This is a genomic window from Xanthomonas sp. 3307 (genome assembly GCF_014199735.1).
In the GTDB taxonomy this organism is placed as follows: Bacteria; Pseudomonadota; Gammaproteobacteria; order Xanthomonadales; family Xanthomonadaceae; genus Xanthomonas_A; species Xanthomonas_A rydalmerensis.
The window spans coordinates 514,339-539,195 of record NZ_JACHOG010000002.1; the positions used below are offsets into that span (position 1 = coordinate 514,339).

A 24,857-nucleotide genomic window follows, 5' to 3' on the forward strand; every position below is an offset into this window, starting at 1 on the left:
GGCCGCCAAGGCACGATCGGCAGGCCGCGCATCGGATCCGGCCGCGTCCGCCCCGTCTTCGCCTCGGTCGTTTACCATGCCGCACGCATCCTGCTCTGGACCTGACATGAGCCATGCCGCTCCTCCCTGCTGCACCCCGCTGCTGAGCCTGTCGCTCGGCCTGTTGCTCGGTACCGCCGACACCGCCATGGCCGAGGCCGCGCCGGCGACGACCCTGACCGCGCCGGCACCGCCGCCGCAGACGCCCGACCTGGCCTACCCGGAACTGTTCCAGGCGGTGCAGCAGCAGGAGCTGTTCGACGACCAGAAGCACTTCGTCGATGCGCTGCCGTTGCGCGACCCGGCGCTGATCAACGCCGACTATCTGGCGCAGCGCCAGCAACCCGGCTTCGACCTGCGCCGCTTCGTCGCCGCCAACTTCGAGGAATCCGGCCCGGTGCAGACCGAGGCGATCCGCCAGGACACCGGCCTGCGTGAACACATCGACGCGCTGTGGCCGCTGCTGGTACGCCGCCAGGTCGAGGTGCCGGCCTACAGCAGCCTGCTGTCGCTGCCGCACCCCTACGTGGTGCCGGGCGGGCGCTTCCGCGAGGTCTACTACTGGGATTCCTACTTCACCATGCTCGGCCTGGTGGAGAGCGGCGAACACGAACGCAGCCGGCAGATGCTGGACAACTTCGCCTACCTGATCGACACCTACGGGCACATCCCCAACGGCAACCGCACCTACTACCTGAGCCGCTCGCAGCCGCCGTTCTTCTCGCACATGGTGCAGTTGCAGGCCAAGGTGGAAGGCGATGCGGCCTACGCGCGCTATCTGCCGCAGTTGCAGAAGGAATACGCGTACTGGATGGAGGGCGCGCAGAACCTGGCTCCGGGCCACGCGCATGCGCACGTGGTGCGGCTGGCCGACGGCAGCCTGCTCAACCGCTACTGGGACGCCCGCGACACGCCGCGCCCGGAAGCCTGGCTGCACGACGTGCGCACCGCCGCCGAGGCCAAGGACCGCCCCGCCGCCGAGGTCTACCGCGACCTGCGCGCCGGCGCCGAGAGCGGCTGGGACTACTCCAGCCGCTGGCTCGGCGACCGCAAGACCCTGGCCAGCATCCGCACCACCGCCATCGTCCCGGTCGACCTGAACAGCCTGCTCTACCACCTGGAGAGCACCCTGGCCCTGGCCTGCGCCAAGAACCCCGGCGTGGCCGGCTGCGACACCGACTACGCGGCCCTGGCCAGCGCGCGCAAGACCGCGATCGACAAGCACCTGTGGAGCGATGCCGGCTACTACGCCGACTACGACTGGCAGCAGCGCCGGCTGCGCGAGCAGGTCACCGCCGCGGCGCTGTACCCGCTGTTCGTCGGCGTCGCCTCGCCGGCGCGGGCCAAGCGCAGCGCCGACACCGTGCAGGCGCAGTTGCTGCGCCCCGGCGGCCTGGCGACCACGCGCCTGCACACCGGCCAGCAGTGGGACGAACCCAACGGCTGGGCGCCGCTGCAGTGGATCGCCGTGGACGGCCTGCGCCGCTACGGCCAGGACGCCCTGGCGCAGCGCATCGGCAGCCGCTTCCTGGCGCGGGTGCAGGCGCTGTTCGCGCAACAGCACAAGCTGGTGGAGAAGTACGCGGTGGACGCGCAGGCCAAGGGCGGCGGCGGCGGCGAGTACGCCCTGCAGGACGGCTTCGGCTGGACCAATGGCGTGACCCTGTTGCTGATGGATCTGTACGCGGCACCGGCCGCCGCGCCGACAGCGGCGCACGCGCAAGCGCAGGCCGACGCCGAGGCGGAAGCAGTCGCGCTCTGAAGCGCCACGGGCGGCAGCGCGGCCACGCCGCGTCCGCCTGCGCATGCGTCATGGCCAGCGGTCGGCGCCGCAGCTACTGCGCCGGCGTCTCCACGGGGATGCCCATCGCGACGCGATAGCGCTGGTACAGCGCCATCACCTTGTCGATGTACTCGCGGGTCTCCGCGTACGGCGGCACGCCGCCGTAGCGCGCCACCGTGCCGATGCCGGCGTTGTAGGCCGCGGCGGCGAGCACCCGGTCGCCGGCGTAGCGGCGCAGCAGCGCGCGCATGTAGCGCGCGCCGCCGGCGATCGACTGGTCGGCCGCGAACGGGTCGTGGACGCCGTATTCCTTCGCGACTTCCGGCAACAACTGCATCACCCCCTGTGCGCCCTTGGGTGAGACCGCGGCGGCATCGAAGCCGCTCTCGGCATGCGCGATCGCGCGCAGCCACGGCTCGTCCACGCCGGTGGCGCGCGCCGCGGCGCGGAACTGCTTGGCATGCGGTTGCAACTGGGGCGCGCCGACCTTGCCGAGGCCGGGATGCGCGCTTTCGCCCGGCGGGGTGACCGCGGTGAAGCGCAGATAGGGCCGCGAGCCCGGCAGGTTGCGCGTGGAGTAGACCAACTGGCCGTCCTGCTCGCGCTCGTACAACGTGCCGCTGAACACGCCCAGGTTGCCCCACAGATTGGGCGTGGCGATCGCCGCGTCATCCAGCTCCTTCGGCGTGCAGCGCGAGCCCGGCTCCGGCGCCGTGGCCAGGCTGACCGTGCCGTCGCGCACGCAGCGGTACACGGTGCGCGCAGACGCGCCGGCGACCACGCCACAGCACAGCAGCAGGCACAGCGCGGCACGGGCAAGCGGCATCGGCGACATGATCGAACAGGACGGGCGCGCATCATCGCCCAGCGCATGTCGACGCGAGTGACGGCCGGCCCCTCGGTACGCTTTCCGACAGCCCCTTGTAGGAGCGGCTTCAGCCGCGACCAGGCGCCGACACACCACGACGGTGCCAGACACCACGCGTCGCGGCTGAAGCCGCTCCTACAGGAACTTGCGACGCGTTGTCTGGGTGCACTGTGGGAGGGACTTCAGTCCCGACGGCTTCCAAGGTCGAATCGCCCGCCTTCTTCGCCCATCGCAGCTGAAGCCGCTCCACAAGGAACGTGCAATGCGCTGTCTGGGCGCACTGTGGGAGGGACTTCAGTCCCGACGGCTTCCAAGGTCGAATCGCCCGCCTTCTTCGCGCATCGCGGCCGAAGCCGCTCCACAAGGAACGCGCGACGCGCTGGCCGGGTGCACTGTGGGAGGGACTTCAGTCCCGACTGCTGCCATGGTCGAAGCGCCCCGCCGCCTCCGCTCTTCGCAGCTGAAGCCGCGCCCATCGCACGCTACCTACGGCGCGCACGCCGCCAGTTTCTGGTCGGCATACCACAGCGCGCGCCGCGCCAGGTCGTAGGCGCTGTCGGCCTCGCGCGGCAGCAGTTGCTGCGCGCGGATCGGGTCGGCGCCCTTGGCCATCGCGGTCTCCACCTGCAGCAGCGCATCCAGGTGCTGCTGCACCGGCGCCAGCAGGCGCGCGCGCTGCGCGGCCGGGCAAGCGCCGCGGCGTTGCTGCAAATCGGCTAGGGCCTGGCGAATCCGCCGGCTGGCTTCCCCATCCAACCCCGGCGCCTTTTCGAAGGCGATCGGCGCGGCCTTGTAGGCATCGCCGGTGGCCTCGCTGCCGAGATCGCTGGGGCGTTCGTGCAGCGCCGGATTGAAGCGCACGTCCGGCGGCGGCCGCGCCACGGCCGACTGATGCGTGTTCTTGGGCAGCAGTTGCCTGATCGCCCGGTCGATGCCCTGCACGGCGACGTCGCCGAGGGTGCCGTCGCTGGCCCAGTCCTTGTCGAAGCGGGTCGACCGGTAGTCGATCGGGTTGGGCCGTTCGAGCAGGCGCTTGGACTTGGCGACGTCGCGCGGATTGAGCGTCCCCGGCGGCGTGCCTTGCGCCTGCGCGAACGGATCCACCGCCACCCCGTCCGGCAGGCGCGGATGGCCATCGCCGGTATAGAGCGTCGCCGCCATCCGCGTGTCGGCCGCGGCGGGCGCAGCCTGCGTGGGCGTGGGCGTGGACGGCGGCGCGGCGGCGGCGGGCGGCTGCCGTGCGGGGGCGTGCGTGCGCGCGGCCGTCGACGGCGCAGGCGCGGAGGCCGATGGCGGGACCGCGGCGCGCTGCACGGGTTGCGGCGGCAGGAACACCAGCCGCAGCGCATCGTCGGCCGCCACGCGTGGCGGCGCCGATGGTGCGCCCCACAGCAGGCGCCCCAGCAACACCAGGATCATTGCGGTCGCCAGTGCCGCCCACAGCTGCTGCCAACGGTCTTGCGCAGGGAGGGCGGTCACGACGATCGGGGATCCATGGGCAGGCGCGATAGCGAATGTGGAGGACGGACCGGTACAGCGTGCCGCGAGTTCCGTTGCCGGCGCGTGCCGCCGCGCGCGGCGGGCGGCGATACGGCGCCACCTGCGGCCGCTCTGCGCGCGCAAGGCCTTGTCCTGCCAGGGATTGTGCCGGCGCGCGCGGAAACCGGCTAAGGTGGCGCGCGCCGGCGCTGCGACAGCCGGCGTACAGCCAGCGGGCACCGGCGCCCGCCCTGCCGCAGGAGACCCGCATGATCCGACGCCTGGCCGCCACCCTGCTCGGCGCCGCATTGGCGCTGCCGGCGCACGCCGCGCCCTCGCACCTGGACAGCGTCCTGCAGCGCGGCGCGCTGCGCGTGTGCACCACCGGCGACTACGCGCCCTATAGCCGCCTGCGGGCCGACGGCAGCTACGAAGGCATCGACATCGCCCTGGCGCAAGCGCTGGCCGAGAGCCTGGAGGTCAAGATCCAGTGGGTGCCGACACGCTGGCCGACCCTGCTGCCGGACCTGCTCGCCGACCGCTGCGACATCGCCGTCGGCGGCATCTCGGTGTCGCTGCCGCGGCAGCGCCAAGCCTGGTTCAGCGCGGTGCTGGAGGTCGACGGCAAGATCCCGCTGGTGCGCTGCGCCGATCGCGCGCGCTACCGCGCCATCGCCCAGATCGACCGCCCCGAGGTGCGGGTGATCGAACCGCGCGGCGGCACCAACGAGGCCTTCGCCCGCCGCGAGTTGCCGCATGCGCAGCTGATCCTCTCCGACGACAACCCGGCCATCTTCCGCGACCTGCGCGAGGGCCGCGCCGACGTCATGATCACCGACGCCTCCGAGGCGCGCTTCCAGCAGCGCCAGGTGCCGGGCCTATGCGCGGTGGCGCCGCAGCAGCCGCTGCAGTACAGCGAGAAGGCATTCCTGCTGCCGCGCGACGACATGGCCTGGAAGGCCTACGTCGACCAGTGGCTGCACCTGAGCAAGGCCAGCGGTGCCTATGCGCGGATCGTGGCGGCGTGGCTGGGCGAGCCTGAGGCGACGCCGTAGGCTTCCCGCCTGCACGCGCGCAGCCGCTATGCTGCCGCAGCCGGTGGCGTTCGCCCCGGCATCGGGGACCTCAACAAGGAGAGAGCATGAAACTGCAATGGAGAACGCTCGCGCTGGTGGGCGTGATGTTGCTGGCAGCCGGCTGCGCGACCAACAGCGTGGTGCACCAGAGCTACAAGGCGACCACTGCCGAAACCTACTGGTACCAGCTCACCGGCAACGACGATACCGACGCCGAGAGCCTGGCCATGTTCCGTCGCCAGCTCGACGCGCAACTGGACGCGGCACACCTGCACGGCGCGCAGGGCCAGGCCAATGCGCGCAAGATGACCATCGTCATTGACCACTACTACATGCGCAGCAACGGCGCGCGCTTCTGGGCCGGCATCATGGCCGGGCGCGACAAGATCAAGAGCCGGGTGGACATCGCCGATACCAACGGCAAGACCGCCGCGCAGTTCGACGTGGAATCGACCAACAGCACCGCCTGGGGCACCTCCGAAGGCCTGATCGAGCGCCACGCCCAAGAGATCGTCGAGCGGCTCAAGCAACTGCAGTAAGCCACGGCGTCGATGCAGGATCGGAATGAGCCTGCCTCGACGCGTCGCGGTCACCGACCTGTCGGTGGGCGGGGCGGAGGCTGGGGAGTGGGGATTCGGGATTGGCCAACGCGTTCCGCGCGGCTGTCTGCCTGGCCGCACGCGCGTTCGCATCCGGTCGCGCAGTCGAGCGCTGCCACACGTAGCGCGCAATGCAACGTCGCGGCGCCCACCGCGCATGCCAGCGTCGCTCAGCCGGCCAGACCCAGTTGTTCGGCCAGGTCGCTGCGCGGCGAACGCCCGTACAGCCGGCTGTATTCGCGACTGAACTGCGACGGGCTTTGATAGCCGACGCGGTAGCCGGCCGCGCCCACGTCCATGCGCTCGACCACCATCAGCCGCCGCGCCTCGCGCAGGCGCAATTGCTTCTGGTACTGCAGCGGCGTCATTGCCGCGACCGCACTGAAATGGTGATGCAGCGAGGACACGCTCATGTTGACCTGGCGCGCCAGGTCTTCGATCCGCAGCGGTTCGGCGTAGTGCTGGCGCAGCCAGGCGATGGCCTTGGCGATGCGGTTGCTGGGGCTGTCCTCCTGGGCGATGCGCAGCAGGTTCGGCCCGCACGGCCCGACCAGCAGGCGATACAGGATCTCCTGCTCGATCAGCGGCGCCATCGCGGCGATATCGGCCGGGCGTTCCAGCAGCCGCAGCATGCGCAGCGTCGCGTCCAGCAGGTCCGGGCAGGCGGTGTTGACCGACACCCCACGCGGGCGCTCGGCGCCGACCTGCGGCGGTAAGGGAATGCGCTCGAGCAGTTCGCGCAGCCGGTCCGGCCGGATCGACATGCCCACGCCCAGCAACGGGTGTTCCGGGCTGGCCTGGGTGATGCGCGAGACCACCGGCAGATCCAGCGTCACCAGCAGAAAGGTGCCGACCCCGTAGCGGTACTCCTCGCTGCCCAGGGTCAGGCACTTCTCGCCCTGCAGCACCAGCGCGAAGACGGGCCATTGCGCGGTATGCGTCTTCGGCGATGGCGCGGAGCGGTAGGAACAGAAGAAGCCCTCGATGGCGGTGTCGTGGTCGCCATCGGGCGTGGCCAATCGGGCAACCAGGGCGGCCATTTCCTGATAGCGGTGAGCAAGCGCGGTCATCGGCAAGGGCGCCGTAGCGTGCGGAGAAGGAAGGGAAGCTTGCACGATGCTGCGCCGGCACGGACCACGGCGCGACGCGGCTTGCAGGATCGTACAAGAATTCCGTTGGATCGCGCTAACGCGTCCTCGGCGTGGGCCAGCATCCTGTGTCGGCCGGTTCCCGTCCCGGCGCCGTCCCGGAACGCCCGCCCCCGCCCGCCTGTTCCGGCCGTTCGGCCCTGTCCCTTCCCCCATGCCCCTCGTCGCGCTGCCGCGTCGCCGCCAGCGCGCCATGCGGGCGACGCAGACCGCAGGAGAGACCGATGCATCCCCATACCGAAGCCCTGGAAATCGCCACCTTCCGCCTGCACGACTGCACCTGGCGCACCTTCCTGCGCGCCAATGCCGAAGTCGATGCCTGGCTGCAGCGCCAGCCCGGCTTCCGCTCGCGGCGCATCGCCCGCCGCCGCGACGGCAGCGTGGTCGACATGGTGCTGTGGGACAGCGTGGCGCACGGCACCGCGTCGGCGCGGCGGCTGATGCGCGAACTGCAGGGCGCCGCGATCCACGCCCTGATCGATCCGGACACGGTGTCATGGGACATCGCCGCGGTGCAGCACGTCAGCGGCGAGGAGCACGAGGCGACGGATGCCGCAGCGGAGGCCGACAGCCTTGCGGCGTGATCGGTGTCGCGGCGCCTAGCCGATCCTCAGATCCAGCCGCGGCGGCGGAACCAGACCGGTGATCGCCTGCGCTCGCATGTGCACCGAAATTCGGTATGGCGCATGCGTTCGCTCAGTGGCGGATGCAACGCGCATGGCATGCCCCGCGTCATGCCATGTCGCGCTCACGGCTGGAGCGCTGTTGAAGGGGCCTGCAGTGTCTGCGCGTCAGGCGCCGCCGCGCTCGTGCCAGGCCAGAAAGCCGGCCATCTGCAGACCCGACGCCAACACCTGCAGATACTCGCCACGCCGCGACTCGGCGGCCGCGGCATCCTGCGGCCAGCGCTCAAGCAATGCCTGTAGCCGCGGCAGATCCACGACGCGATTGGCCAGCGGGGAGCGACGAGCATCGGCCAGTTGTGCCTGCAGCGCGCCGCGCTGCGCACTCAAGCGCGCGAACCAGTCGCCCTGTTGTACACCGACCATGCGGTTGGCATGGATCTCCGGCGGTGCGCCGCGTGCGGCCAGCAGGCGGCGCGGCAACGCGCGAGTGACCCCGTCGCGCAAGAACTGGTCCAGCGGCAGGCTCCCGAAGAATTCGATCACGCGCCGGTCGCCGAGTGGAAAGCGCATGTCGACCCCGGAGACCGCACGCAGCGTGTTCATGACGTCCATTGGGCCTGCATCGCCCAGCATCCACTCGCGCAGGGTCCGCAGGGAATGATGCCCGCCTCCCAGACGCAACCGGTATCGGTCCCGATCCAGCGACTGGCGCATTCCTACCGTATGCGCCAGCGCTGGCTGCAGCGCCGCCTCCGCTTCCCAGAACGCAGCCGGCAGGCCATGCCAGAGACGCAGTAGCGCAACCGGCGCAAAGGGACGCAACAGGTAGCGCTGCACGGTCTTGCGCCGACTCAGGCCGTCGCTGACAGCAAGTGCGCGCAGCTGTGCCGCCAGCACCCGCCACTGCCTCTGACGCAACAGTTGCGGCAGGCGCAACCGGCCGTCGTAGCTGAAGAACGCGTTGCCAAGTTCGCCGCCCAGCATCACCCGTCCGCCACGCGCATGCAGAAACCGGTACAGCGGAAAGAACCAGGCCATGTTGGAGGGCGTGCGGACCGGCTGCGCGCCTTCCCGCCACCAACACGCGGGATCGTGTTCACCCCAGTCGTCGCCATCATCGCCGACCAGATGCCAGTCGATCCCTGGGTGGCTGGCGGCAAGGCAACGCGCACGCGGTACCTCGTCGTAATAGTGGGTGGCATTGGCGGCTGCGGTCGCCGCCAGCGGGGCACGCGTGAGCGCAAGCAGCGGCGCCGGCGCCCGTTGCCGCGCTGCCGACAGCGTCACCGAGCCGCTGTCCAGTCCGCCGGTCAGGCAGGTCGCCACCGGACCGTGCGCGCGCAGCGCGTCGCTCACCGCACGATCCAGCACCTCGGCCGCGGCAGCCTCAACTTCGGCGTCGTCGCGCAAACGCAGCGAACCTGCCTCGGGTGGCGACCACCAGCGCTGGCAGTACATCGCCTCGGCGGTCAGCACCGCCGCATGCGCCATCGGTACCCGGTCGACAGCGCGATAGATGGTGCGCTCGGGACGCGCACGGGCCATGATGAGCCTGTCGGCCAGGGCGCGATCGTCCAGATCCTTCGGTACCTCCGGCAGCACCAGCAGCGCTCGCAGGCGCGTGGCGAAGGCGATCAGGCGTGGCCCGCGATGCACGAACAACGAGCGCATCCCCACCGGGTCGCGGGCTAGCAACAGGCGCTGCAGGTCCGGCCGATACAAGGCCAAGGCAAAAGACCCGTGGAGGCGCGGCAGCGCCGCGACATCCCAGCGCTGCAAGGCCTGCAGCAGCAGCGCGCCATCGGGCATGGCGGCATCGGCGAAATCCCCCAGCGCCGCTGCCAGTTCCTGCCGCGCAGCCAATGTCACGTCGGCCGCGAGCACGGCGCCCGATGCCCCCACGCATGGCATCGCCTCATCGGCATCCTGCGGGGTGAAGACATGCTGGCGATGCACTAGCGCGAAGGCACCGTCCTGCCAGACCCGGACCGGGCCGATCCCGCGTGCATCCAGCGCCTGGCCGATGCGCTGGATATCGCCAGGCGCAACCGGCGTGCCATCCAGCCGCCAGACGCCGGCAAAATCACTCATGCCGCCCCGTGCAGGCGTTCAGGCTCAAGAACCGGTACTCGTCCCGCCGCCATCATCGCCCGCTACAGTGCCGTTCGCCGTTTCGTCGATCGACAGGAAGGACACCACGGGTGCCGACCACGCTTTGCGTCCGCCCTCGACGGAAGCAACAGACGAAACAGTTGGTTGGTGCTCATACATCGCGGAATCTCCTTATCTGCTTTTTGCTATGGGACCTGACGCCTGCTTCCCCAGCGCATCAGTACAGGCGCAGCGGGCACGACGCGCGCCCCTGCCATCCATCGTCCGCTCCGATTCCCCCGGACGCGCCCGCCGATTAAGCTTGCGCAGGGTGTTTTCAGGTTACCACCACATGCCGCCCGCGGCGCTCACATGTCTACGCCAGAGGCGACGCGCATCGTCATCTGCGCTGCCGGTTTCCGGCTCGCGCTTCAACCGCGTGCGCTTTTCCTGCCGGTCGCGGCAGCCGGCATGAGCCTGCACCGATTCCACTGGCGCAGGCTCTTGCCGATCCGTCGCGGCGTGCGCCTGTTGTATCGCGCCATGCGCAGCCGCGAGGGCCGCACCTATGCCTGGCTGCAACTCACCTCGCCGGTGCCGCTGTTCCAGGATTACGCGACCACCTCGATGGATCGTTACCCCACCCTGTTCAGTTTCGTCCGACAGACGCTCGGTGCCGATCGCCACGTGCGGCTGCTGTCCTTCGGCTGCGCCAGCGGCGCGGAGGTATTCAGCCTGCGCGCGTACTTCCCCAATGCCACGATCACAGGCGTGGATATCCATCCCGATTCGGTTCGCGCCTGCCTGCGCCAACTGCGCGATCGGCCCGATCCCGGGTTGCAGTTCCGCCTGGCCGGCGATACGACCGGCGAGGCCGACGGCGCTTACGACGCCATCTTCTGCCTGGCGGTGCTGCGTCGCGGCGATCTGGGGACGTATCGCGGCGAGCGCTGCGATCATCTCATCAGGTTCGAGGACGTGGAGGCGCAGTTGCTCGACTTCGCACGTTGCCTGCGCCCTGGCGGACTGCTGGTGCTGCGCCACGCCAATTTCCGCCTGCGCGACACGCAGGCGGCACGCTGGTTCGACACAGCGCTGTGCGTGCCGACGCCAGCACGTGCGGATACGCCGCTGTTCGGTCCGGACAATCGGCGCCTGGCCGAGCAGGCCGACGAACAGGCCGTGTTCCGGCGCCGCATCGCCCCCTGCGATTAGCAGGCAGAACCGGCGCTTTGCAGCGCACGGCGTCCTCGGTAAGCTCCTGCATTCCACACCGACCTGGCACCAGGATGCACATCGCACCAAGCACGATCATCGCGCGGACGCCCGGTTGCCTTGCCGCCGAGATGGGCGATGAACTGGTTCTCATGAGCACCGAACGCGGGCTCTACCTGTCGCTGGACCGCGTCGGCAAGGACGTGTGGTCGCATCTGGATCCGCCCTGCGCCTTCGCCACGCTGTGCGATCGCCTGAGTGCCGAATACGCAGCGCCCCGGACCACCATCGAGACCGACGTGACGACGCTGCTGGAAACGCTGCGCGACGCCGGGGCGGTGGAGATCCGCGTCTGACACACGTCTTTGCCAATCGGTCATCGCCCGCCATGTCCCTGCACTATCGGTACGTGTTATGCGATTTGCAGGTGAGCAGTACGCTGGCATTGCCGGAACTTGCCCCCTGGCCTGGCAGCGCCGAGTGCACCGCTGCGGACGTGACGATCGAAGAAGCCCCGGTTCCGGAATGGTTGGACACCGGCGAACCTGCCGACTCTTGGTTGAGCGTCGACCGCGATGGCGCGATGCTGCTGCAGGTGCCGCAGGTGGTGCGTATCCTCGTCCAGAGCGGCCGCTCGATGCGCGTGCAAAGGCTGGACTCGCAGGACGAGAGTTGGCGGCTGTTTCTGCTCGGCTCGGCGCTGGGCTATCTGTGCCTGCAGCGCGGCCTGTTCCCGCTGCATGCCGCCTGTCTGCGCATCGGCTCACGGACCGTGGCCTTCGCCGGCCATAGCGGCGCAGGGAAATCCACGCTGGCGGCGGCACTGCTGCAACGCGGCCATGGCCTGCTCAGCGACGACCTCACCGTCATCCGCAGTGATGGTGCCCACGGCATCACGATGCTGCCGGCATTTCCGCGGCTGAAACTGTGGCGCGACACGCTGGAGTCGCTGCAGTTGCCGATGACCGGCACGCCACGGGTGCGGCCAGGCATGGACAAATTCGATCTGCGTCCAAGCATCGGCTTCGATGCCGCACCGGCGACGTTGGATGCGGTCGTAGTCCTGCACGATGCAGCTTCGGAGCCGCATCTGCAGCGTCTGTCGCCGCATGCCGGATTGGCGACGCTGCACGGCTACCTGGCACGCCCGCAGGCGGCCGAACGCCTGGGCCTGCGCGCCGCCATGTTTGCGCAGGCCGCCGCCATTGCCCGCCAGGTACCGGTCTGGCGACTGCAGCGCCCGCGCCGCTTCGACGCACTCGCCGCCACGGCCGACCTGCTCGAGGCGCACTTCGGCACATGAGCCGGCGCGGCATCTTCTGGCTCGCCTCGTATCCCAAGTCCGGCAATACCTGGGTTCGCTACCTGATCGCCAGTCTGCAGAGAGGCGCTGCCGCAGTAGACCTGGACGAACTCACCACGGCGCTGCCGAACGCCGCATGGCGCGTATGGCTGGCACGCTACCTCGACGTGGATATCGGCGACCTGACGCCGGCCGAACTGCATCTGCTACGCGCCGCCGCCTACCGGCGATGCGCAGCGCAGACCCTGAGCGTGCTCAAGGTTCACGACCGCTACGACGCCACGCTGTTTCCCGCCACGGCGACAGTCGGGACTGTTTACATCGTGCGTGATCCGCGCGACGTCGCCCCGTCCTGGGCGGACCACGCCCGCCTGGATCTGGACACCGCCATCGGCCAACTTGGCGAAAGCGGAGCCACCGTCTGCGGCACGCTGTCCGCATACCGTTCACAGGCTCGGCAACGTTTCGGCTCATGGTCCGAGCACGTGGCGTCCTGGCAGCAGGCGCCCGGCCCACGTCTGCTGCTGCGCTATGAAGACCTGTTAACCGATCCACTGCGGGAAACCACGCGCTTGGCCGACTTTCTCGGCCTGCCCACGGATCCCGCACTGGTGGAGCGTGCGGTGGCGTCGTGCCGTTTCGAGACGCTGCGCGATACAGAGCAACGCCGTGGATTCGCAGAACGCCAGGACGGACAGACGCACTTCTTCCGCCAGGGCCGCGCGGGCGCGTGGCGCACGGTGCTCAGCCCGGCACAGGCGGCGCGTGTGCTCACCGACCATGGCCCGGTCATGGCCTGGCTGGGCTACCGGGACGATGCACCGCTTCCGGAACGCTCATCCGGGAAAGCATGACACGCTGCGGGACCAGACCATCTGCCAGGCGATGTCGGTGTCGGCATACGCGTGAAAGCCAAGCCGGCGATACAGGCCAGCCGCAGGATTGTTTTTTTCCACCTGCAGCAACACGTCGCGGCCATCGGCCGCCGCTTGCTCCAGCAGCGCAGCGATCAACGCCGTTCCCAAGCCCTGCCCACGGCGATCCGGCCGCAGCAGGATATCCATCAAGCGCACAGCGCCTGCCGCATCGCCCCCCAGATACATCCGCCCGATGACGCGCTCATCTTCGAGCAGCACCAGGAACAGCACCTGCTCCTGGCTAACGGTGTAGTGACGCTGCTGCGCCGCGAACTGCTGGTCGATGAACGCGGCGCGCGCCACATCGTCCCACTCCAACATCGCGAACTCGGCCCAGCGCTGCTCCCGATACAGCGCGCGCAGCGCCGGCAGGTCCGCCACGCATTCCGGTCGTGTCTGCATGCCCCGCACCAGCAACGGCGCGGGACAGTCGAAGCGCAGCGTGCTCAATCCCGTTCCGGATAGATGCCGTCGGTGGCGCAGATGCAGTAGCGCATGGCGGTGAAGGGCTGCCGATTCTCGTGCGCCTGAGCTGGCACGGGGTTCGCGGGAAACGGCGTCAGACTGTTCGGAGACATGGCTGCGGGAGTGACACTGGCCGCCGCCGTGTACTGCCTGTACGTAGTAGTGCTGCCGGTCGGATTGATCAGACGCGATATGTAGGCGGTGGCGCCAGGCGTCGCACTGAATGCGGTCTGTGCCGATGCGAATGGCGTGAACTTGCTGGTGATGGTGTGGGTATGGGCCGGCAACTGCGCCGCCGACACCAGCGCGACGGAGTCGGCGCCATCCAGTTGCGCCAGCGCATAGTTGCTCAGGCCCGTCCCCTGACCGCGACCGACCACGGCACGGCCACGCAGGTCCGGCAAGCCGAACGTCGTACGGCCATCGCCCCCATAGAAATTGGAGAGCAACGAATACAGCATCTGATACTGCTGCACGCTCACCAACTGGCCCATGCAATCGAGCCAACCCTCCGGTGCGAAGGTATAGGGAAACGCACGCACCTCGCCGATGAAGCTATTGGACATGTCAGGCTCCTATGCGATGGCCGATCAAGGCCGATCCGGAAACAAACCATTCAGGCAGATCAGGTAGTTCAACGCCTGCGTGGCCATACGGTTGTCGTGCGCCTGGTTCGCGCCGGCAGATCCGACCGTGCTGGCAGCCAAGGTGGGCACCACCGGTGTAGAGCCGCTGGGTGGCGTGAAATATTCCACGTTCGGGGTCGGCGGCACCGCGAACAGATTGCCGGTCGGCACCACGGTCGTGGCAGCCGCGGTAGTCGCCTGCAGGGTATGCCGATGCACCGGCATTTCCGTCAATTGCAAGGTCATGGTTTCCACACCCAGTTGCTGCCCGAGCACGCGTGCGGTCAGTTGCGGTGCCGGCGCACGGGGCACGCCCTGCCCTTGCCCGATCGGCACCCGGCTGCGCAGGTCCGGCAGATTGAACGTGGTCCTGCCGTCGCCACCGTAGACGGTGCCGATAAGCGAGTACAACGCGACGTAATCCTTGATCAACAACTGGCGGCCATCGCAGAACGCCCAGTTTTTCGGCTCGAAATAGCTGGCGAACAAGATGATTTGACCAATGTAGGCGTCCATAGATGTCGTTTCCTTCGTGGCGGGCGTCAGGGGCGGGACGGAAACAGACCGACCGTGCAGATGCAGAAGTTCAGCACCAGCGACGGTTGCACGTTGTTGTGCGCAGCGCCCGCGCCCTCCTCGCTGACCGCATCGGGAGCCAACGCGACCAGCGTCCCCGTTGGCGCATACAGGTACTGCGGATCGGCGGGTTCGGCGATATAGGCGTTACTTGCCCCTGCAGTCGTTCCCACCGCGGCAACCGCATTGACGGTATGAATATGCGGCGGAATCTGCGCGGCGGAGAGCGCCACGCCTTCGAGACCGCCGTAGTTGCCCACGGAGTACATCACCGGCGGCGAGGTGAGGGGGTTGGCGCCCTGCCCCACCGGCACCCGACCGCGCAGATCGGGCAGATTGAACGTGGTCTTGCCGTCGCCGCCGAACTGATTGCCGAGCAGCGCCGCGAGTGCCTGATTGCCTTGAATAGGCAGCGAGCGCCCATCGCATGGCAGCCATCCCCTGGGAACCCAGTCCATCGTAAACAGGCGAATTTCGCCTATGAACGCATCGGTCATACGTCGTCTCCTTGAGAGCGGATCAGCGAGAGCCATGGCTGCGATCGCGCACGAAATTGCACCGCCCCGGGCGCCGCGTCATGCGTCGAGGGCTATGCTACACAGCGTACGAGTGGGCGATACATCAGTCCGATGCCGATCCGCATCGCACGGGAATGACAGAGACGGACAAGAATCATGTGCGCACTGAATCACTTAGCACTTTTTCGAGGGAATGCAGTGCGCGCTGGTCAAGAAATTTTGTCTACATTCGAATACAAGTCATCCGAATCGACAAAATCGGCCTCAGTTTGGGAGACGCCTGCCACTGAAGCGCGCGATGAATCCGGGTTCCATTCTTGATTGCGACGACACCCGGATGGTCGCCCGCCTTCGCCTATGCGCTAGGACTGTGGCGGGCGCGAGCCGATCCATCGCTTGCAGGCGACGTCGATCCGCATGCCTTCGCGCGCGTGCTCGCGCAACATCGTCTGGCGTTGGCACTACCGCCTGCCGACACGCTGGCGGCAACCATGCCGGCACCGCTGTGCGATGCGCTGCGCCAACGGCAACGCCGCATGCTCGTGCACACGCTGCGACAGACCGCGGCGCTGCAGCAGATCGTCCGTTGCCTGGACGACGCCGGCCTGCGCCACTGCCTGCTCAAGGGACAGGGCTATGCCGCCCTGTTCGGCATGCCACAGCATCGCGAAGCCTGCGACATCGACCTGTTGATCGATGCCGCCGACCGCGATCGCGCGCTGCCGCTGTTGCAGCGCCTGGGCTATGTGGTGGACGCCGATGCGGCGCGCGCGCTGGACCGCTACGTGCGCGACAATCACGCCTTATCGTTGCGGCATGCCGGCAGCGGACTCGTGCTGGAATTGCATCTGCGTCTGGCCAACCAGGCCCGCGAATTCCCGCTGCAACCCGCAGCGCTGTGGGACTACCACACCACCCTCGTCCGCGTGGCCGGGATGCAGGTGACCACACTGGCACCGCCGCTGGCGGTGGTCTATGCCGCCTTCCACGGCACCAAGCACAACTGGCACCGCGCGTTCTGGCTGGTGGACCTCGCCCAGGCGCTGCGCAGCCCGTCGCTGGACTGGCATGCCACGCTGGCATTGGCACGCAGCCTCGGCATGGAACGGCAACTGGCCCTGGGCGTCTTGTTGGCCGAGGCCACGCTCGGCGTCAGCGTGCCTGCGGTCTTGCGCGAACAGACGTCGTTGCTGCGCAGCGCGCGCTTCGCCGCCGACACGCTGCTGCCGCACCTGGATGCGCTCGGCTCCGATCGCGGCGCCGACTTGGCAGCCCGACTCGGCATGGCGCGCTATACCCTGCGCCTGCTCTCGCTGCAATCGAACTGGCGTGGTCGCCTGCAGCTGATCCCGTTCCTGCTTGCACCGACCGAGGACGACCGCGCGGCCACGCATCTGCCGCGGCCGCTGCAATGGGCCTATCCGGGGCTGCGCGCGCTCCGCCTGGCCAGGCAGCACCTGCGCAAACGCCGCGGCATCCGGCGCAGCCCGGACTGACCGCCGCTGCCGCTCAGACCCAGCCGCGCCGGCGGAACCACGCCAGCGGCACCAGCATGCTCAGCGCGATCACGCCCAGGGCCCAGTAGTAGGCGTCGTGCCATTTCAGCTCGGGCATGTGCGCGAAGTTCATGCCCCAGATGCCGACCAGCACCGTCGGCGGGATGCCCACCACCGAGGCCACCGCCATCACCTTCATCACGTTGTTCTGGTCGACGTTGATCATGCCCAGCACGCTGTCGAGCAGGAACTCGATCCGGTCGTCCAGGTGCTGCTCGAATTCGATGAGGGTGGCCAGATCCTTGTGCAACAGGCCGATGCGCTTGGCCGCGTCCTCGCCGAACCAGTCCGGCGCGGCGTCGTCCAGGTAGGTGGCCAGGCGCAGCAGGCCGTGACCGGCGTTGTGCATGCCGCCCAGGCGCCGGCCCATGTCGCCGACGTCGTGCAGCATCCGCTCCAGGTGCCGCGACTTGTGCCGCGCGTGCGGCTTGGCGAACGCTGCGCGCGTGGTCTCGGTGATCTGCGCTTCCAACGCTTCCAGGCGGTCGGCCAGGCGCCCGACCAGTTCGTCGAGCAGGCGCAGCAGCAGGTCGTCGCTGCTGCGGCAGGGGTTGTGCTGCAACTGCGCGGCCACCGCATCCAACGAGGCCATCGGCTGCTCGCGCTGGGTCACCAGCACCCGCGGCGACACCGCAAAGCCCAGCGGCGCGGTCGGACCATCGTCGTCCTGGAAGCGCGGCACGTTGAGGAACAGCACCTCGCCCTCCACCCGCACCCGGCTGCTGAACTCGATCTCGCCAATGACCGCACGCGTCGGCACCGCGAAGCCGACCTTACTGTCGACCTCGGCCAGGTCCGCCTCGCTCGGTCGGCACAGGTCCACCCAGCACACCGGCGTGTCGGAGGTGCCGCCGAGGCGATGGATGGTGATCATCGGGACGGGCTCGCGCAGGAAAGGCCGCGAGCATCCGTCAGCGCGCGCGGAGCGTCAACGCCCGCCGCGCACACCGGTTCAGGCTAGGGCGTGTCATCCATCCCCGAGCATGCCGCGCCGCGATTGCGCGCGCCTGTGGCAAGGAAGAGCGAGGAAGTGGACGTGCGTCCACGCCCGAGCGATGACGCGGCCACGGGCGCGCGCAAACGCGGCCCTTCGGGTTGGGCCTGGCAGGCCCAACGCGGCATACTCGGGAATGGGTGACACGCCCTAGGCGCTGCGGCGCTTCAACGCGTAGCCCACGCCCAGCAGCAGGAACCACACCGGGCTGGCGAACAGCGCCTGGCGGGTATCGGCCTGCAGGGTCAGCAGCACCAGCACGAAGGCGAAGAACGCCAGGCACACGTAGCACATGAGCACGCCGCCGGGCATCTTGAACGCCGAGGCCGCGTGCAGCTGCGGGCGCTTGCGCCGGTAAGCGATGTAGGCGCACAGGATCAGCGACCAGACGAACATGAACAGCACCGCGGCCAGCGTGGTGACCAGGGTGAAGGCGGTGACCAGGTTCGGGATCAGGTACATCAGCACGGTGCCGCCGAGCAGGCAGGCGCAGGAGAACAGCAGCCCGCGCGCCGGCACCGCCGCGCGCGAGAGACGGGCGAAGCCGCGCGGCGCGTGGCGCTCCTCGGCCAGGCCGTAGAGCATGCGGCTGGTGGAGAAGATGCCGCTGTTGGCCGAGGACGTCGCCGAGGTCAGCACCACGAAGTTGATCAGGCTGGCCGCGGCCGGCACGCCGGCCAGCACGAACAGCTCCACGAACGGGCTCTTGCCCGGTACCACCTCGCGCCACGGCGTCACCGCCATGATCGCCACCAGCGCCAACACGTAGAACACCAGGATGCGCACCGGGATCGAGTTGATCGCCTTGGGCAGGTTGCGGCGCGGGTCGGCGGTCTCCGCGGCGGTGGTGCCGACCAGCTCGATGCCGACGAAGGCGAACACCGCGATCTGGAACCCGGCGAAGAAGCCGCCCAGCCCCATCGGGAACATGCCGCCGTCGTTCCACAGGTTGGCCAGCGAGGCCACGTGCCCGGACGGCGACTGGAAACCCCAGGCGACCAGGCCGGCGCCGGTGAGGATCAGCGCGCAGATCGCCACGATCTTGATCAGCGCGAACCAGAACTCCATTTCGCCGAACAGCTTCACCGTCACCAGGTTCAGTCCCAGCAGCAACAGCACGCACAGCATCGCCGGGATCCATGGCGCCAGTGTCGGGAACCAGAATTGCGCGTAGGCAGCGATCGCGATCACGTCGGCGATGGCGGTGATGATCCAGCAGAACCAGTAGGTCCAGCCGCAGAAGAAGCCGGCCCACGGCCCCAGCAGGTCGGTGGAGAAGTCGATGAACGACTTGTACTCCAGGTTCGACAGCAGCAGCTCGCCCATCGCGCGCATCACGAAGAACAGCATCACGCCGATGATCAGGTACACGAACAGGATCGACGGCCCGGCCAGGCTGATGGTCTTGCCCGAGCCCATGAACAGGCCGGTGCCGATCGCCCCGCCGATCGCGATCAGCTGCAGGTGGCGGTTGGAGAGGCTGCGCTGCAGGTGGTCGGGCTGGGCGGACGGATCGGTCATGGGCGCAGGCCATCGCGAGGGATTAGCCTGCAAACATAGAAGATGGCGGCAGCGCGCGCCAGCCGCGCGTGCGCCGGATGGCGCCCGCGGCGGCGCGGACCACGCCGCATGCCGCCGGGACGCCGAACGCCGCCGGACTCAGGCCAGCGCGCCGCCCTGCCCGATCGCGACGAAGCTGAAATCGCGGTCGGACTGGTTGCCGCCGCCGTCGCCGGTCTTCAGCAGCACCTGGCCCGCGTCCAGGCGGATGATCACCGCGTTGTCGCAGGTGTTGCCGTCGCCCGGGTAGATCTGGGTGACGGAGACCCCGTCCAGCGCCTGGAACGGCGGCTGGAAGCTCACCAGGTAATGCCCGGTGCTGACATGCGCCACCGTGTACCCCGCGCCGTTGCGGACCCCGCCATCCGCGCCGACCACGCCCGCCACCACCCGCACGCCCGTCGCGCCCGCACTCGCCGCACCCGCATGGGCCGCGGCGTCGAGCAACTGCCCCATCGCATTGTTCGTCATGCCGTTCTCCGATCTTGATAAGGAAAGTCCGATGGCGCGGCGACCGCAGCGGTCCCTCGCGGCCGCGCGCCTGCATTGCCTCGTCCGTGAACGGGCAGGATCGCCGCGCTGCGCGCGCGGCCGTATCGGCGATTTCCTGATCGGCGCCGGGGCGGCGACCGAGATCGGCTCAGGCGGCGACGCTCACACCAATTTGGTGCGACGCCACCAGCGCGTGACCTTTTCCTCGCGCACCAGGGTGAACAGGCCGGCGCCCAGGATCAGCGCGATCCCCACCGCCATCGGCCAGTCCAGGTGGTCGTGGAACAGCCAGTAGCCGAAGCCGATGGCCCACAGCATCTGGCTGTACTGGGTCGGCGCCACCGCGCTGATCGGTGCCGCGCGCGAGGCGTACATCATGAAGATCGCGGCCAGCCCCGCGAGCAGGCCGTAGCCGGCCAGCAGGATCCACTGCTGCCAGGTCGGCCAGACGAAGGTCGGCAGCATCAACAGGCCGCCCATCAGCAGCGGGCCGAGCACGCCGGCACCGTACAGGGTCAGGCGCTTCTCGCCGGGCCCGGCCATGCGCAAGCTGATCACCGACACCGCCCCCACCAGCCCGCAGACGATCGCCGCGACATGACCCTGACTCAAGTGTCGGAAGCCCGGCCGCAACACCACCAGCACGCCGATGAAGCCGACGATCACCGCCAGCCAGCGCCGCCAGCGTACCTCCTCCTTGAGCAGCAGCACCGACAGCACGGTGACGAAGATCGGCATCAGGAAGATCAGCGCGAACGCCTCGGCCATCGGCAGCAGGGTGAAGGCGGTGACCGCGGACAGATTGCCGGCCGCGCCGGTGAACGCGCGCAGCAGCCAGATGCTCGGCCGCTGCGCCACCACCACCTCGCGCCAGCGATCGCCCGGCTTCTTCAGGAACGGCAGCGCGGACAGCATCAGCAGCGCGCCGAAGAACACCACCTCGTAGGCCGGCAGCGAGCCCTCCAACCCCTTCACGAAGGCATCGCTGATCGAATAGGCGGCATAACAGGCGAAACCGAGCAGCACACCCTTGAGCATGGACGATCCTGGCCGGCAGCGGCGCTGCGACGGCGTACGTGGGGGGATGGTCAGTATCTCTCTTTTGCCCGGGGTGTGGCGGCTGAAAGGAGCGGCGGGCATTTGTCCACCCGCAGCCGCTACCGCGCCACTAGCATCCCTGCTCCTCTGCCCAACGCCATACCCCACATGGATGTCATGCCGTTTCTCAAGATTCTAATCGTCCTTACCGTCGCCGCCGCTCCGTTGTTGGCCACATTGTGTTTCCTGATGCTTTACCGCAAGTGGCAGGCCCGTGATGGACGGCGTTCGCCAATCGCCAACAAACGCATCCATGGAGCAGGCGAGCAACTACGCAAACGGATCGATGATCATGACGAGCGGATCATCCAAGGCATCACCTCCCTGGTGTTCATCGGCCCCTATCTGCTCGCATTCTGGGCATTGCTGCAGATCGACCTGCAGCACCTGCGATTCGGGTTCAAGGAGGTGCTGCTGCTTGTGGCGTTCGTGGCAATGACACTTTGGGCTGCTTCCCGAATCGTCGTGCATGGCAACCGGCGTCGCGATGCGCTCCAAGGGCTGCGTGCAGAGCTGTACACCGCGCAGGAGCTCAACCGGCTACAGGCGCAAGGCTGCGTTGTCTTTCACGACGTTCCTGCCGACGGCTTCAATCTGGATCACGTGATCATTGGGCCGGCCGGTGTCTATGCGGTGGAGACCAAGTCGTTCCGCAAGCCGCGCGCCGCCGATGGCAAAAGTCAGTTCAAGGTAACTTACGACGGCGTCTGGCTGGCATTTCCCAATTTCCGTACCGATCAACCGAGCCAACAGGCGAGACAACAAGCCGACTGGCTGCGTCGGCACCTGCAGCAGGCGCTTGGCCAACCCATTCCAGTAAAACCGGCCCTGGCACTGCCTGGCTGGTGGATCGACGCGCCGATGATTCCTAAGGATGGTGTACGCGCGTTCAATCCAGCCGGCCGCGGGGCATGCTTCATGGCAGAGCTACGCAACGAGGCACCGTTGGAGCCGGCCACGATTGCCCTCATCACCCAGGCGCTGGCGCTGCGCTATACCCCGGAATCCTGATTTACCGGCGACCACGGGCGCGTGGGGATGCTTCGAGTCATCGCCAGCAGTGCAGATGCACAAAGGCATCGGTTACGATGCGCTCCCGCATCCGAGCCCCGTGCCGCGCCGTGGCGCCGGCAGATCCCACGTGACCCGCTACTCCGGCCCCCTGCTCACCCGTCCGCTCGCCGCCGCGCTGCTCGCCGCGCGCGATGCCGGCGCCGCCACCTGGTCCGGCTCGCTCGACCTGGAGCGCAGCCAGGGCCAGGCACTGCTTGGCACCGAAAGCTGGCAGTGGCAGGGGCGCGATTACCCCTATCCTGGCAAGCTCAAGGATCGCACCCTCTACTACTGGGACGGCGACGAGTTCGCAGCGGTGTCGCGCTTCGGCGGCGCGCTGATCAAGCTGGTGCCGACCGAGTGGGGCGCGCCGACCTTCGAGATCGACGGCATCAAGATGTTGCCCAGCGCGCAGCTGTCGCCGTTCGAGGACGCGCGGCGCAAGGTGGCGCTGGTGGAACCGCGCGGCAAGCAGGTGCTCGACACCTGCGGCGGCCTCGGCTATTTCGCCGCCTGCGCGCTGGAGGCCGGGGTGGCGCGGCTGCAGTCGTTCGAGAAGAACGCCGATGTGCTGTGGCTGCGCACGCTCAATCCATGGTCGCCAGATCCGGCCGCCAGCGAGGGCCGCCTGCAGCTGACCCATGGCGATGTCGGCGCCGCCATCGGTGGCATCGCCGACGCGTCGATGGACGCGATCCTGCACGACCCGCCGCGCTTCGGCATCGCCGGCGAACTCTACGCGCAAACCTTCTACGACCAGCTCGCGCGGGTGCTGCGCCGCGGCGGCCGGCTGTTCCACTACACCGGCACGCCGAACAAGCTCACCAGCGGCCGCGATGTGCCGCGCGAAGTCGCCAAGCGCCTGGAGAAGGCCGGCTTCGCCGCGCAACTGGCGCTGGACGGGGTACTGGCCACGCGCCGCTGAGGCGGCAGCGCGTCCACCGTGTCAGATCGACGCGAGGAGGTGCTCGCGCAACCAGCGATGCGCCGGATCGCGATGCACGCGCTCGTGCCAGAGCATGGCCATTTCGTAGCCGGGCAGTTCGAGGGGCGGCGCGCACGCCTGCAAGCCGGATTGGTTGCGCACCAAGCGCTCGGGCAGCATCGCGACAAGGTCGCTGCGCTGCAGCGCGGTGACGACGAACAGGAAGTTCGGCACCGACAGCACCACGCGGCGCTGCAGGCCGTGCGCGCGCAATGCCGCATCGGTAACGCCGCTGAAACCGCCGCCATCGGGCGAGACGATGACGTGTTCGAGCGTGCAGAACTGCGCCAGGCTCGGCCGTCGACGCAATCGCGGGTGGCCGGCGCGGCCGACCAGCACATAGCGCTCGGCGAATAGCGTGCGGCGGCGCAGGCCGGGCGGCGCATCGGCGACGGTGTGCAGGGCCAGATCGATCTGGCCCTGTTCGGCCTGTTGCGCAATCGACGACGGCGCCAATGGCAACACCGCCAATTGGGTCCCCGGCGCCACCCGGCGCAAGGCGGCGATCGCCGGCGACAGCACGGTCGAGGCGCCGTAGTCGCTGGCCGCTACCCGCCACAGCGTCTGCGCCAGCGCCGGATCGAACGGCGCTTCCGGCGCCACCGCCTGCTGCAGTGCCTGCAAGGCCTCGCGCAAGGGCGCGCGCAGCGCTTCGGCGCGGGCAGTGGGACGCATGCCGCGCGGCCCCGGCAGCAGCAGCGGATCGCCCAGTGCCTCGCGCAGCTTGGCCAGGTGCACGCTGACCGATGGCTGCGACAGATGCAGGCGCGCCGCCGCGCGGGTCACGTTGTGCGTATCGAGCAACGTGTCCAGGGTCAGCAGCAGATTGAGATCCAGCCGGCGCAAATCAACCATGACAATAGCGGCCATTAAGGCAATTCATTTCCACTATAACCAATGGCGGCCTAGCGTGGCGGCATTCCTCGTGGAGAAGCCGAATGAACGTGTTGCTGGTCTACGCCCACCCCGAATCCACCTCGCTCAATGGCGCCCTCAGGCAGGTGGCGGTGCAGCGCCTGCAGGAGGCGGGCCATCGCGTGCAGGTGTCGGACCTGTATGCGATGGACTGGAAGTGCACGGTCGACGCACAGGACAGCCTGGACGGCGCCGCGGACGCGCGCTTCGATCCCTCGCGCGACTCGCAGCGCGCCTTCGCCAGCGGCCGCCAGCGCGCGGACATCGCCGCCGAGCAGGACAAGCTGCGCTGGGCCGATGCGGTGCTGCTGCAATTCCCGCTGTGGTGGTTCTCGATGCCGGCCATCCTCAAGGGCTGGGTGGATCGAGTCTATGCCTGCGGCTTCGCCTACGGCGTCGGCGAACACTCCGACACGCATTGGGGCGATCGCTACGGCGAAGGCACGCTGGCCGGCAAGCGCGCGATGCTGATCGTCACCGCTGGCGGCTGGGATTCGCACTACGCGCCGCGCGGCATCAATGGCCCTATCGACGACCTGCTGTTCCCGATCCAGCACGGCATCCTGCACTACCCGGGCTTCGACGTACTGCCGCCGTTCGTGGTCTACCGCAGCGGGCGCATGGACGCGGCACGTTTCGCGCAGACCAGCGCCGCGCTGGGCGAGCGCCTGGATACACTGTTCAGTACCGCGGCGATCGCGTTCCGCAAGCAGAATCATGGCGACTACGCGATTCCGGCACTGACGCTGCGGGAGGATCTTGCCCCCGGCCGCAGCGGCTTCGGCATCCATGTGGCCGAGACGGACGCACAGGCGCCAGCGACCTCCGATCACACCTAGTGGTCACCGGCGACGTCGCGCGGCGCCAACACCTCG

At 68.6% G+C, this 24,857-nt stretch carries 25 protein-coding genes; 12 read left to right on the forward strand and 13 right to left on the reverse strand.

Features of this window, described 5'->3' with window-relative positions:
• Positions 1–106: 106 nt before the first annotated feature.
• A complete protein-coding gene (gene treA / locus GGR64_RS07120) occupies positions 107–1,801 on the forward strand; it encodes an alpha,alpha-trehalase TreA (RefSeq protein WP_184644829.1) in 1,695 nt (564 codons plus the stop codon).
• Between the two features lie 73 nt (positions 1,802–1,874).
• Here treA and GGR64_RS07125 read toward each other — a convergent pair whose 3' ends face one another.
• Positions 1,875–2,648, reverse strand: a complete 774-nt coding sequence (locus GGR64_RS07125) for a lytic transglycosylase domain-containing protein (protein ID WP_160971049.1) — start codon at positions 2,646–2,648, stop codon at positions 1,875–1,877.
• A gap of 528 nt (positions 2,649–3,176) precedes the next feature.
• Positions 3,177–4,169, reverse strand: coding sequence for a hypothetical protein (locus GGR64_RS07130; protein WP_326520312.1), 993 nt, complete (start codon positions 4,167–4,169; stop codon positions 3,177–3,179).
• Between the two features lie 269 nt (positions 4,170–4,438).
• On the opposite strand from GGR64_RS07130, the gene GGR64_RS07135 reads away from it, so the two are divergent.
• Complete coding sequence (locus GGR64_RS07135; protein ID WP_184644831.1) at positions 4,439–5,224, forward strand: transporter substrate-binding domain-containing protein; 786 nt, start codon at positions 4,439–4,441, stop codon at positions 5,222–5,224.
• 86 nt (positions 5,225–5,310) lie between these two features.
• Positions 5,311–5,784: a DUF4410 domain-containing protein gene (locus GGR64_RS07140; RefSeq protein ID WP_160971045.1), complete on the forward strand. Its 474-nt coding sequence runs from the start codon at positions 5,311–5,313 to the stop codon at positions 5,782–5,784.
• 230 nt (positions 5,785–6,014) lie between these two features.
• Here the strand turns inward: GGR64_RS07140 and GGR64_RS07145 are convergent, their stop codons facing one another.
• Positions 6,015–6,914 carry an AraC family transcriptional regulator gene (locus tag GGR64_RS07145; protein WP_160971043.1) on the reverse strand — a complete coding sequence of 300 codons (900 nt, stop codon included), beginning with the start codon at positions 6,912–6,914 and terminating at the stop codon, positions 6,015–6,017.
• Between the two features lie 302 nt (positions 6,915–7,216).
• On the opposite strand from GGR64_RS07145, the gene GGR64_RS07150 reads away from it, so the two are divergent.
• Positions 7,217–7,576 (forward strand): hypothetical protein, encoded by a 360-nt coding sequence (locus GGR64_RS07150; protein ID WP_160970338.1) that lies wholly within the window; start codon positions 7,217–7,219, stop codon positions 7,574–7,576.
• 207 nt (positions 7,577–7,783) lie between these two features.
• Here the strand turns inward: GGR64_RS07150 and GGR64_RS07155 are convergent, their stop codons facing one another.
• Positions 7,784–9,709 (reverse strand): asparagine synthetase B, encoded by a 1,926-nt coding sequence (locus GGR64_RS07155; RefSeq protein ID WP_184644833.1) that lies wholly within the window; start codon positions 9,707–9,709, stop codon positions 7,784–7,786.
• Between the two features lie 471 nt (positions 9,710–10,180).
• Between GGR64_RS07155 and GGR64_RS07165 the strand changes: the two genes are divergently transcribed.
• From GGR64_RS07165 to GGR64_RS07180, 4 genes are all read left to right on the forward strand, one after another.
• Positions 10,181–10,924 (forward strand): class I SAM-dependent methyltransferase, encoded by a 744-nt coding sequence (locus tag GGR64_RS07165; RefSeq protein WP_160970342.1) that lies wholly within the window; start codon positions 10,181–10,183, stop codon positions 10,922–10,924.
• A gap of 74 nt (positions 10,925–10,998) precedes the next feature.
• Entirely contained in the window at positions 10,999–11,280 is a 282-nt protein-coding gene (locus GGR64_RS07170; protein WP_160970344.1) for a PqqD family protein, read from the forward strand.
• Positions 11,281–11,420: 140 nt separating this feature from the next.
• Complete coding sequence (locus GGR64_RS07175) at positions 11,421–12,227, forward strand: hypothetical protein (RefSeq protein ID WP_326520313.1); 807 nt, start codon at positions 11,421–11,423, stop codon at positions 12,225–12,227.
• Positions 12,224–13,081, forward strand: a complete 858-nt coding sequence (locus GGR64_RS07180; protein WP_184644837.1) for a sulfotransferase domain-containing protein — start codon at positions 12,224–12,226, stop codon at positions 13,079–13,081. Before GGR64_RS07175 ends, GGR64_RS07180 begins: the two co-directional genes overlap by 4 nt.
• On the opposite strand, the gene GGR64_RS07185 is transcribed toward GGR64_RS07180, so the two are convergent.
• From GGR64_RS07185 to GGR64_RS07200, 4 genes are read right to left on the reverse strand one after another with little or no spacing between them, the layout of a single operon-like run.
• A complete protein-coding gene (locus tag GGR64_RS07185) occupies positions 13,064–13,594 on the reverse strand; it encodes a GNAT family N-acetyltransferase (RefSeq protein WP_260302940.1) in 531 nt (176 codons plus the stop codon). The genes GGR64_RS07180 and GGR64_RS07185 overlap by 18 nt on opposite strands.
• Positions 13,591–14,175, reverse strand: coding sequence for a tail fiber protein (locus tag GGR64_RS07190; protein WP_160970350.1), 585 nt, complete (start codon positions 14,173–14,175; stop codon positions 13,591–13,593). Before GGR64_RS07190 ends, GGR64_RS07185 begins: the two co-directional genes overlap by 4 nt.
• A 24-nt stretch (positions 14,176–14,199) precedes the next feature.
• Positions 14,200–14,751 (reverse strand): tail fiber protein, encoded by a 552-nt coding sequence (locus GGR64_RS07195; RefSeq protein WP_160970352.1) that lies wholly within the window; start codon positions 14,749–14,751, stop codon positions 14,200–14,202.
• Between the two features lie 26 nt (positions 14,752–14,777).
• Positions 14,778–15,308, reverse strand: coding sequence for a tail fiber protein (locus GGR64_RS07200; RefSeq protein ID WP_160970354.1), 531 nt, complete (start codon positions 15,306–15,308; stop codon positions 14,778–14,780).
• Positions 15,309–15,646: 338 nt separating this feature from the next.
• Between GGR64_RS07200 and GGR64_RS07205 the strand changes: the two genes are divergently transcribed.
• Entirely contained in the window at positions 15,647–16,825 is a 1,179-nt protein-coding gene (locus GGR64_RS07205) for a nucleotidyltransferase family protein (RefSeq protein WP_184644839.1), read from the forward strand.
• Between the two features lie 13 nt (positions 16,826–16,838).
• Here GGR64_RS07205 and GGR64_RS07210 read toward each other — a convergent pair whose 3' ends face one another.
• From GGR64_RS07210 to GGR64_RS07225, 4 genes are all read right to left on the reverse strand, one after another.
• Entirely contained in the window at positions 16,839–17,759 is a 921-nt protein-coding gene (locus GGR64_RS07210) for a CorA family divalent cation transporter (protein ID WP_184644840.1), read from the reverse strand.
• Between the two features lie 270 nt (positions 17,760–18,029).
• The gene (cycA, locus tag GGR64_RS07215) at positions 18,030–19,400 is read right to left on the reverse strand and encodes a D-serine/D-alanine/glycine transporter (protein ID WP_160970360.1); all 1,371 of its coding nucleotides are present in this window, start codon (positions 19,398–19,400) and stop codon (positions 18,030–18,032) included.
• Positions 19,401–19,538: 138 nt separating this feature from the next.
• Entirely contained in the window at positions 19,539–19,910 is a 372-nt protein-coding gene (locus GGR64_RS07220) for a hypothetical protein (protein WP_160970362.1), read from the reverse strand.
• Positions 19,911–20,093: 183 nt separating this feature from the next.
• Positions 20,094–20,969 (reverse strand): DMT family transporter, encoded by an 876-nt coding sequence (locus tag GGR64_RS07225; protein ID WP_184449495.1) that lies wholly within the window; start codon positions 20,967–20,969, stop codon positions 20,094–20,096.
• A gap of 177 nt (positions 20,970–21,146) precedes the next feature.
• Here GGR64_RS07225 and GGR64_RS07230 point away from each other — a divergent pair, with 177 nt between their 5' ends.
• Positions 21,147–22,040 carry a nuclease-related domain-containing protein gene (locus GGR64_RS07230; protein ID WP_184644842.1) on the forward strand — a complete coding sequence of 298 codons (894 nt, stop codon included), beginning with the start codon at positions 21,147–21,149 and terminating at the stop codon, positions 22,038–22,040.
• A gap of 130 nt (positions 22,041–22,170) precedes the next feature.
• Positions 22,171–23,007: an SAM-dependent methyltransferase gene (locus tag GGR64_RS07235; RefSeq protein WP_184644844.1), complete on the forward strand. Its 837-nt coding sequence runs from the start codon at positions 22,171–22,173 to the stop codon at positions 23,005–23,007.
• 21 nt (positions 23,008–23,028) lie between these two features.
• Here the strand turns inward: GGR64_RS07235 and GGR64_RS07240 are convergent, their stop codons facing one another.
• Positions 23,029–23,922, reverse strand: a complete 894-nt coding sequence (locus GGR64_RS07240; RefSeq protein WP_184644846.1) for a LysR family transcriptional regulator — start codon at positions 23,920–23,922, stop codon at positions 23,029–23,031.
• Positions 23,923–24,005: 83 nt separating this feature from the next.
• Here GGR64_RS07240 and GGR64_RS07245 point away from each other — a divergent pair, with 83 nt between their 5' ends.
• Positions 24,006–24,821 (forward strand): NAD(P)H-dependent oxidoreductase, encoded by an 816-nt coding sequence (locus tag GGR64_RS07245; protein ID WP_184644848.1) that lies wholly within the window; start codon positions 24,006–24,008, stop codon positions 24,819–24,821.
• The last annotated feature ends 36 nt before the right edge of the window (positions 24,822–24,857 follow it).

Excerpts from the sequence above, each read along its gene's own strand:
- treA (WP_184644829.1), top strand. The coding sequence starts at position 107 with ATGAGCCATGCCGCTCCTCCCTGCTGCACCCCGCTGCTGAGCCTGTCG.
- GGR64_RS07125 (WP_160971049.1), bottom strand. The coding sequence starts at position 2,648 with ATGCCGCTTGCCCGTGCCGCGCTGTGCCTGCTGCTGTGCTGTGGCGTG.
- GGR64_RS07135 (WP_184644831.1), top strand. The coding sequence starts at position 4,439 with ATGATCCGACGCCTGGCCGCCACCCTGCTCGGCGCCGCATTGGCGCTG.
- GGR64_RS07140 (WP_160971045.1), top strand. The coding sequence starts at position 5,311 with ATGAAACTGCAATGGAGAACGCTCGCGCTGGTGGGCGTGATGTTGCTG.
- GGR64_RS07145 (WP_160971043.1), bottom strand. The coding sequence starts at position 6,914 with ATGACCGCGCTTGCTCACCGCTATCAGGAAATGGCCGCCCTGGTTGCC.
- GGR64_RS07150 (WP_160970338.1), top strand. The coding sequence starts at position 7,217 with ATGCATCCCCATACCGAAGCCCTGGAAATCGCCACCTTCCGCCTGCAC.
- GGR64_RS07155 (WP_184644833.1), bottom strand. The coding sequence starts at position 9,709 with ATGAGTGATTTTGCCGGCGTCTGGCGGCTGGATGGCACGCCGGTTGCG.
- GGR64_RS07165 (WP_160970342.1), top strand. The coding sequence starts at position 10,181 with ATGAGCCTGCACCGATTCCACTGGCGCAGGCTCTTGCCGATCCGTCGC.
- GGR64_RS07170 (WP_160970344.1), top strand. The coding sequence starts at position 10,999 with ATGCACATCGCACCAAGCACGATCATCGCGCGGACGCCCGGTTGCCTT.
- GGR64_RS07180 (WP_184644837.1), top strand. The coding sequence starts at position 12,224 with ATGAGCCGGCGCGGCATCTTCTGGCTCGCCTCGTATCCCAAGTCCGGC.
- GGR64_RS07190 (WP_160970350.1), bottom strand. The coding sequence starts at position 14,175 with ATGTCCAATAGCTTCATCGGCGAGGTGCGTGCGTTTCCCTATACCTTC.
- GGR64_RS07195 (WP_160970352.1), bottom strand. The coding sequence starts at position 14,751 with ATGGACGCCTACATTGGTCAAATCATCTTGTTCGCCAGCTATTTCGAG.
- GGR64_RS07200 (WP_160970354.1), bottom strand. The coding sequence starts at position 15,308 with ATGACCGATGCGTTCATAGGCGAAATTCGCCTGTTTACGATGGACTGG.
- GGR64_RS07210 (WP_184644840.1), bottom strand. The coding sequence starts at position 17,759 with ATGATCACCATCCATCGCCTCGGCGGCACCTCCGACACGCCGGTGTGC.
- cycA (WP_160970360.1), bottom strand. The coding sequence starts at position 19,400 with ATGACCGATCCGTCCGCCCAGCCCGACCACCTGCAGCGCAGCCTCTCC.
- GGR64_RS07220 (WP_160970362.1), bottom strand. The coding sequence starts at position 19,910 with ATGACGAACAATGCGATGGGGCAGTTGCTCGACGCCGCGGCCCATGCG.
- GGR64_RS07225 (WP_184449495.1), bottom strand. The coding sequence starts at position 20,969 with ATGCTCAAGGGTGTGCTGCTCGGTTTCGCCTGTTATGCCGCCTATTCG.
- GGR64_RS07230 (WP_184644842.1), top strand. The coding sequence starts at position 21,147 with ATGCCGTTTCTCAAGATTCTAATCGTCCTTACCGTCGCCGCCGCTCCG.
- GGR64_RS07240 (WP_184644846.1), bottom strand. The coding sequence starts at position 23,922 with ATGGTTGATTTGCGCCGGCTGGATCTCAATCTGCTGCTGACCCTGGAC.
- GGR64_RS07245 (WP_184644848.1), top strand. The coding sequence starts at position 24,006 with ATGAACGTGTTGCTGGTCTACGCCCACCCCGAATCCACCTCGCTCAAT.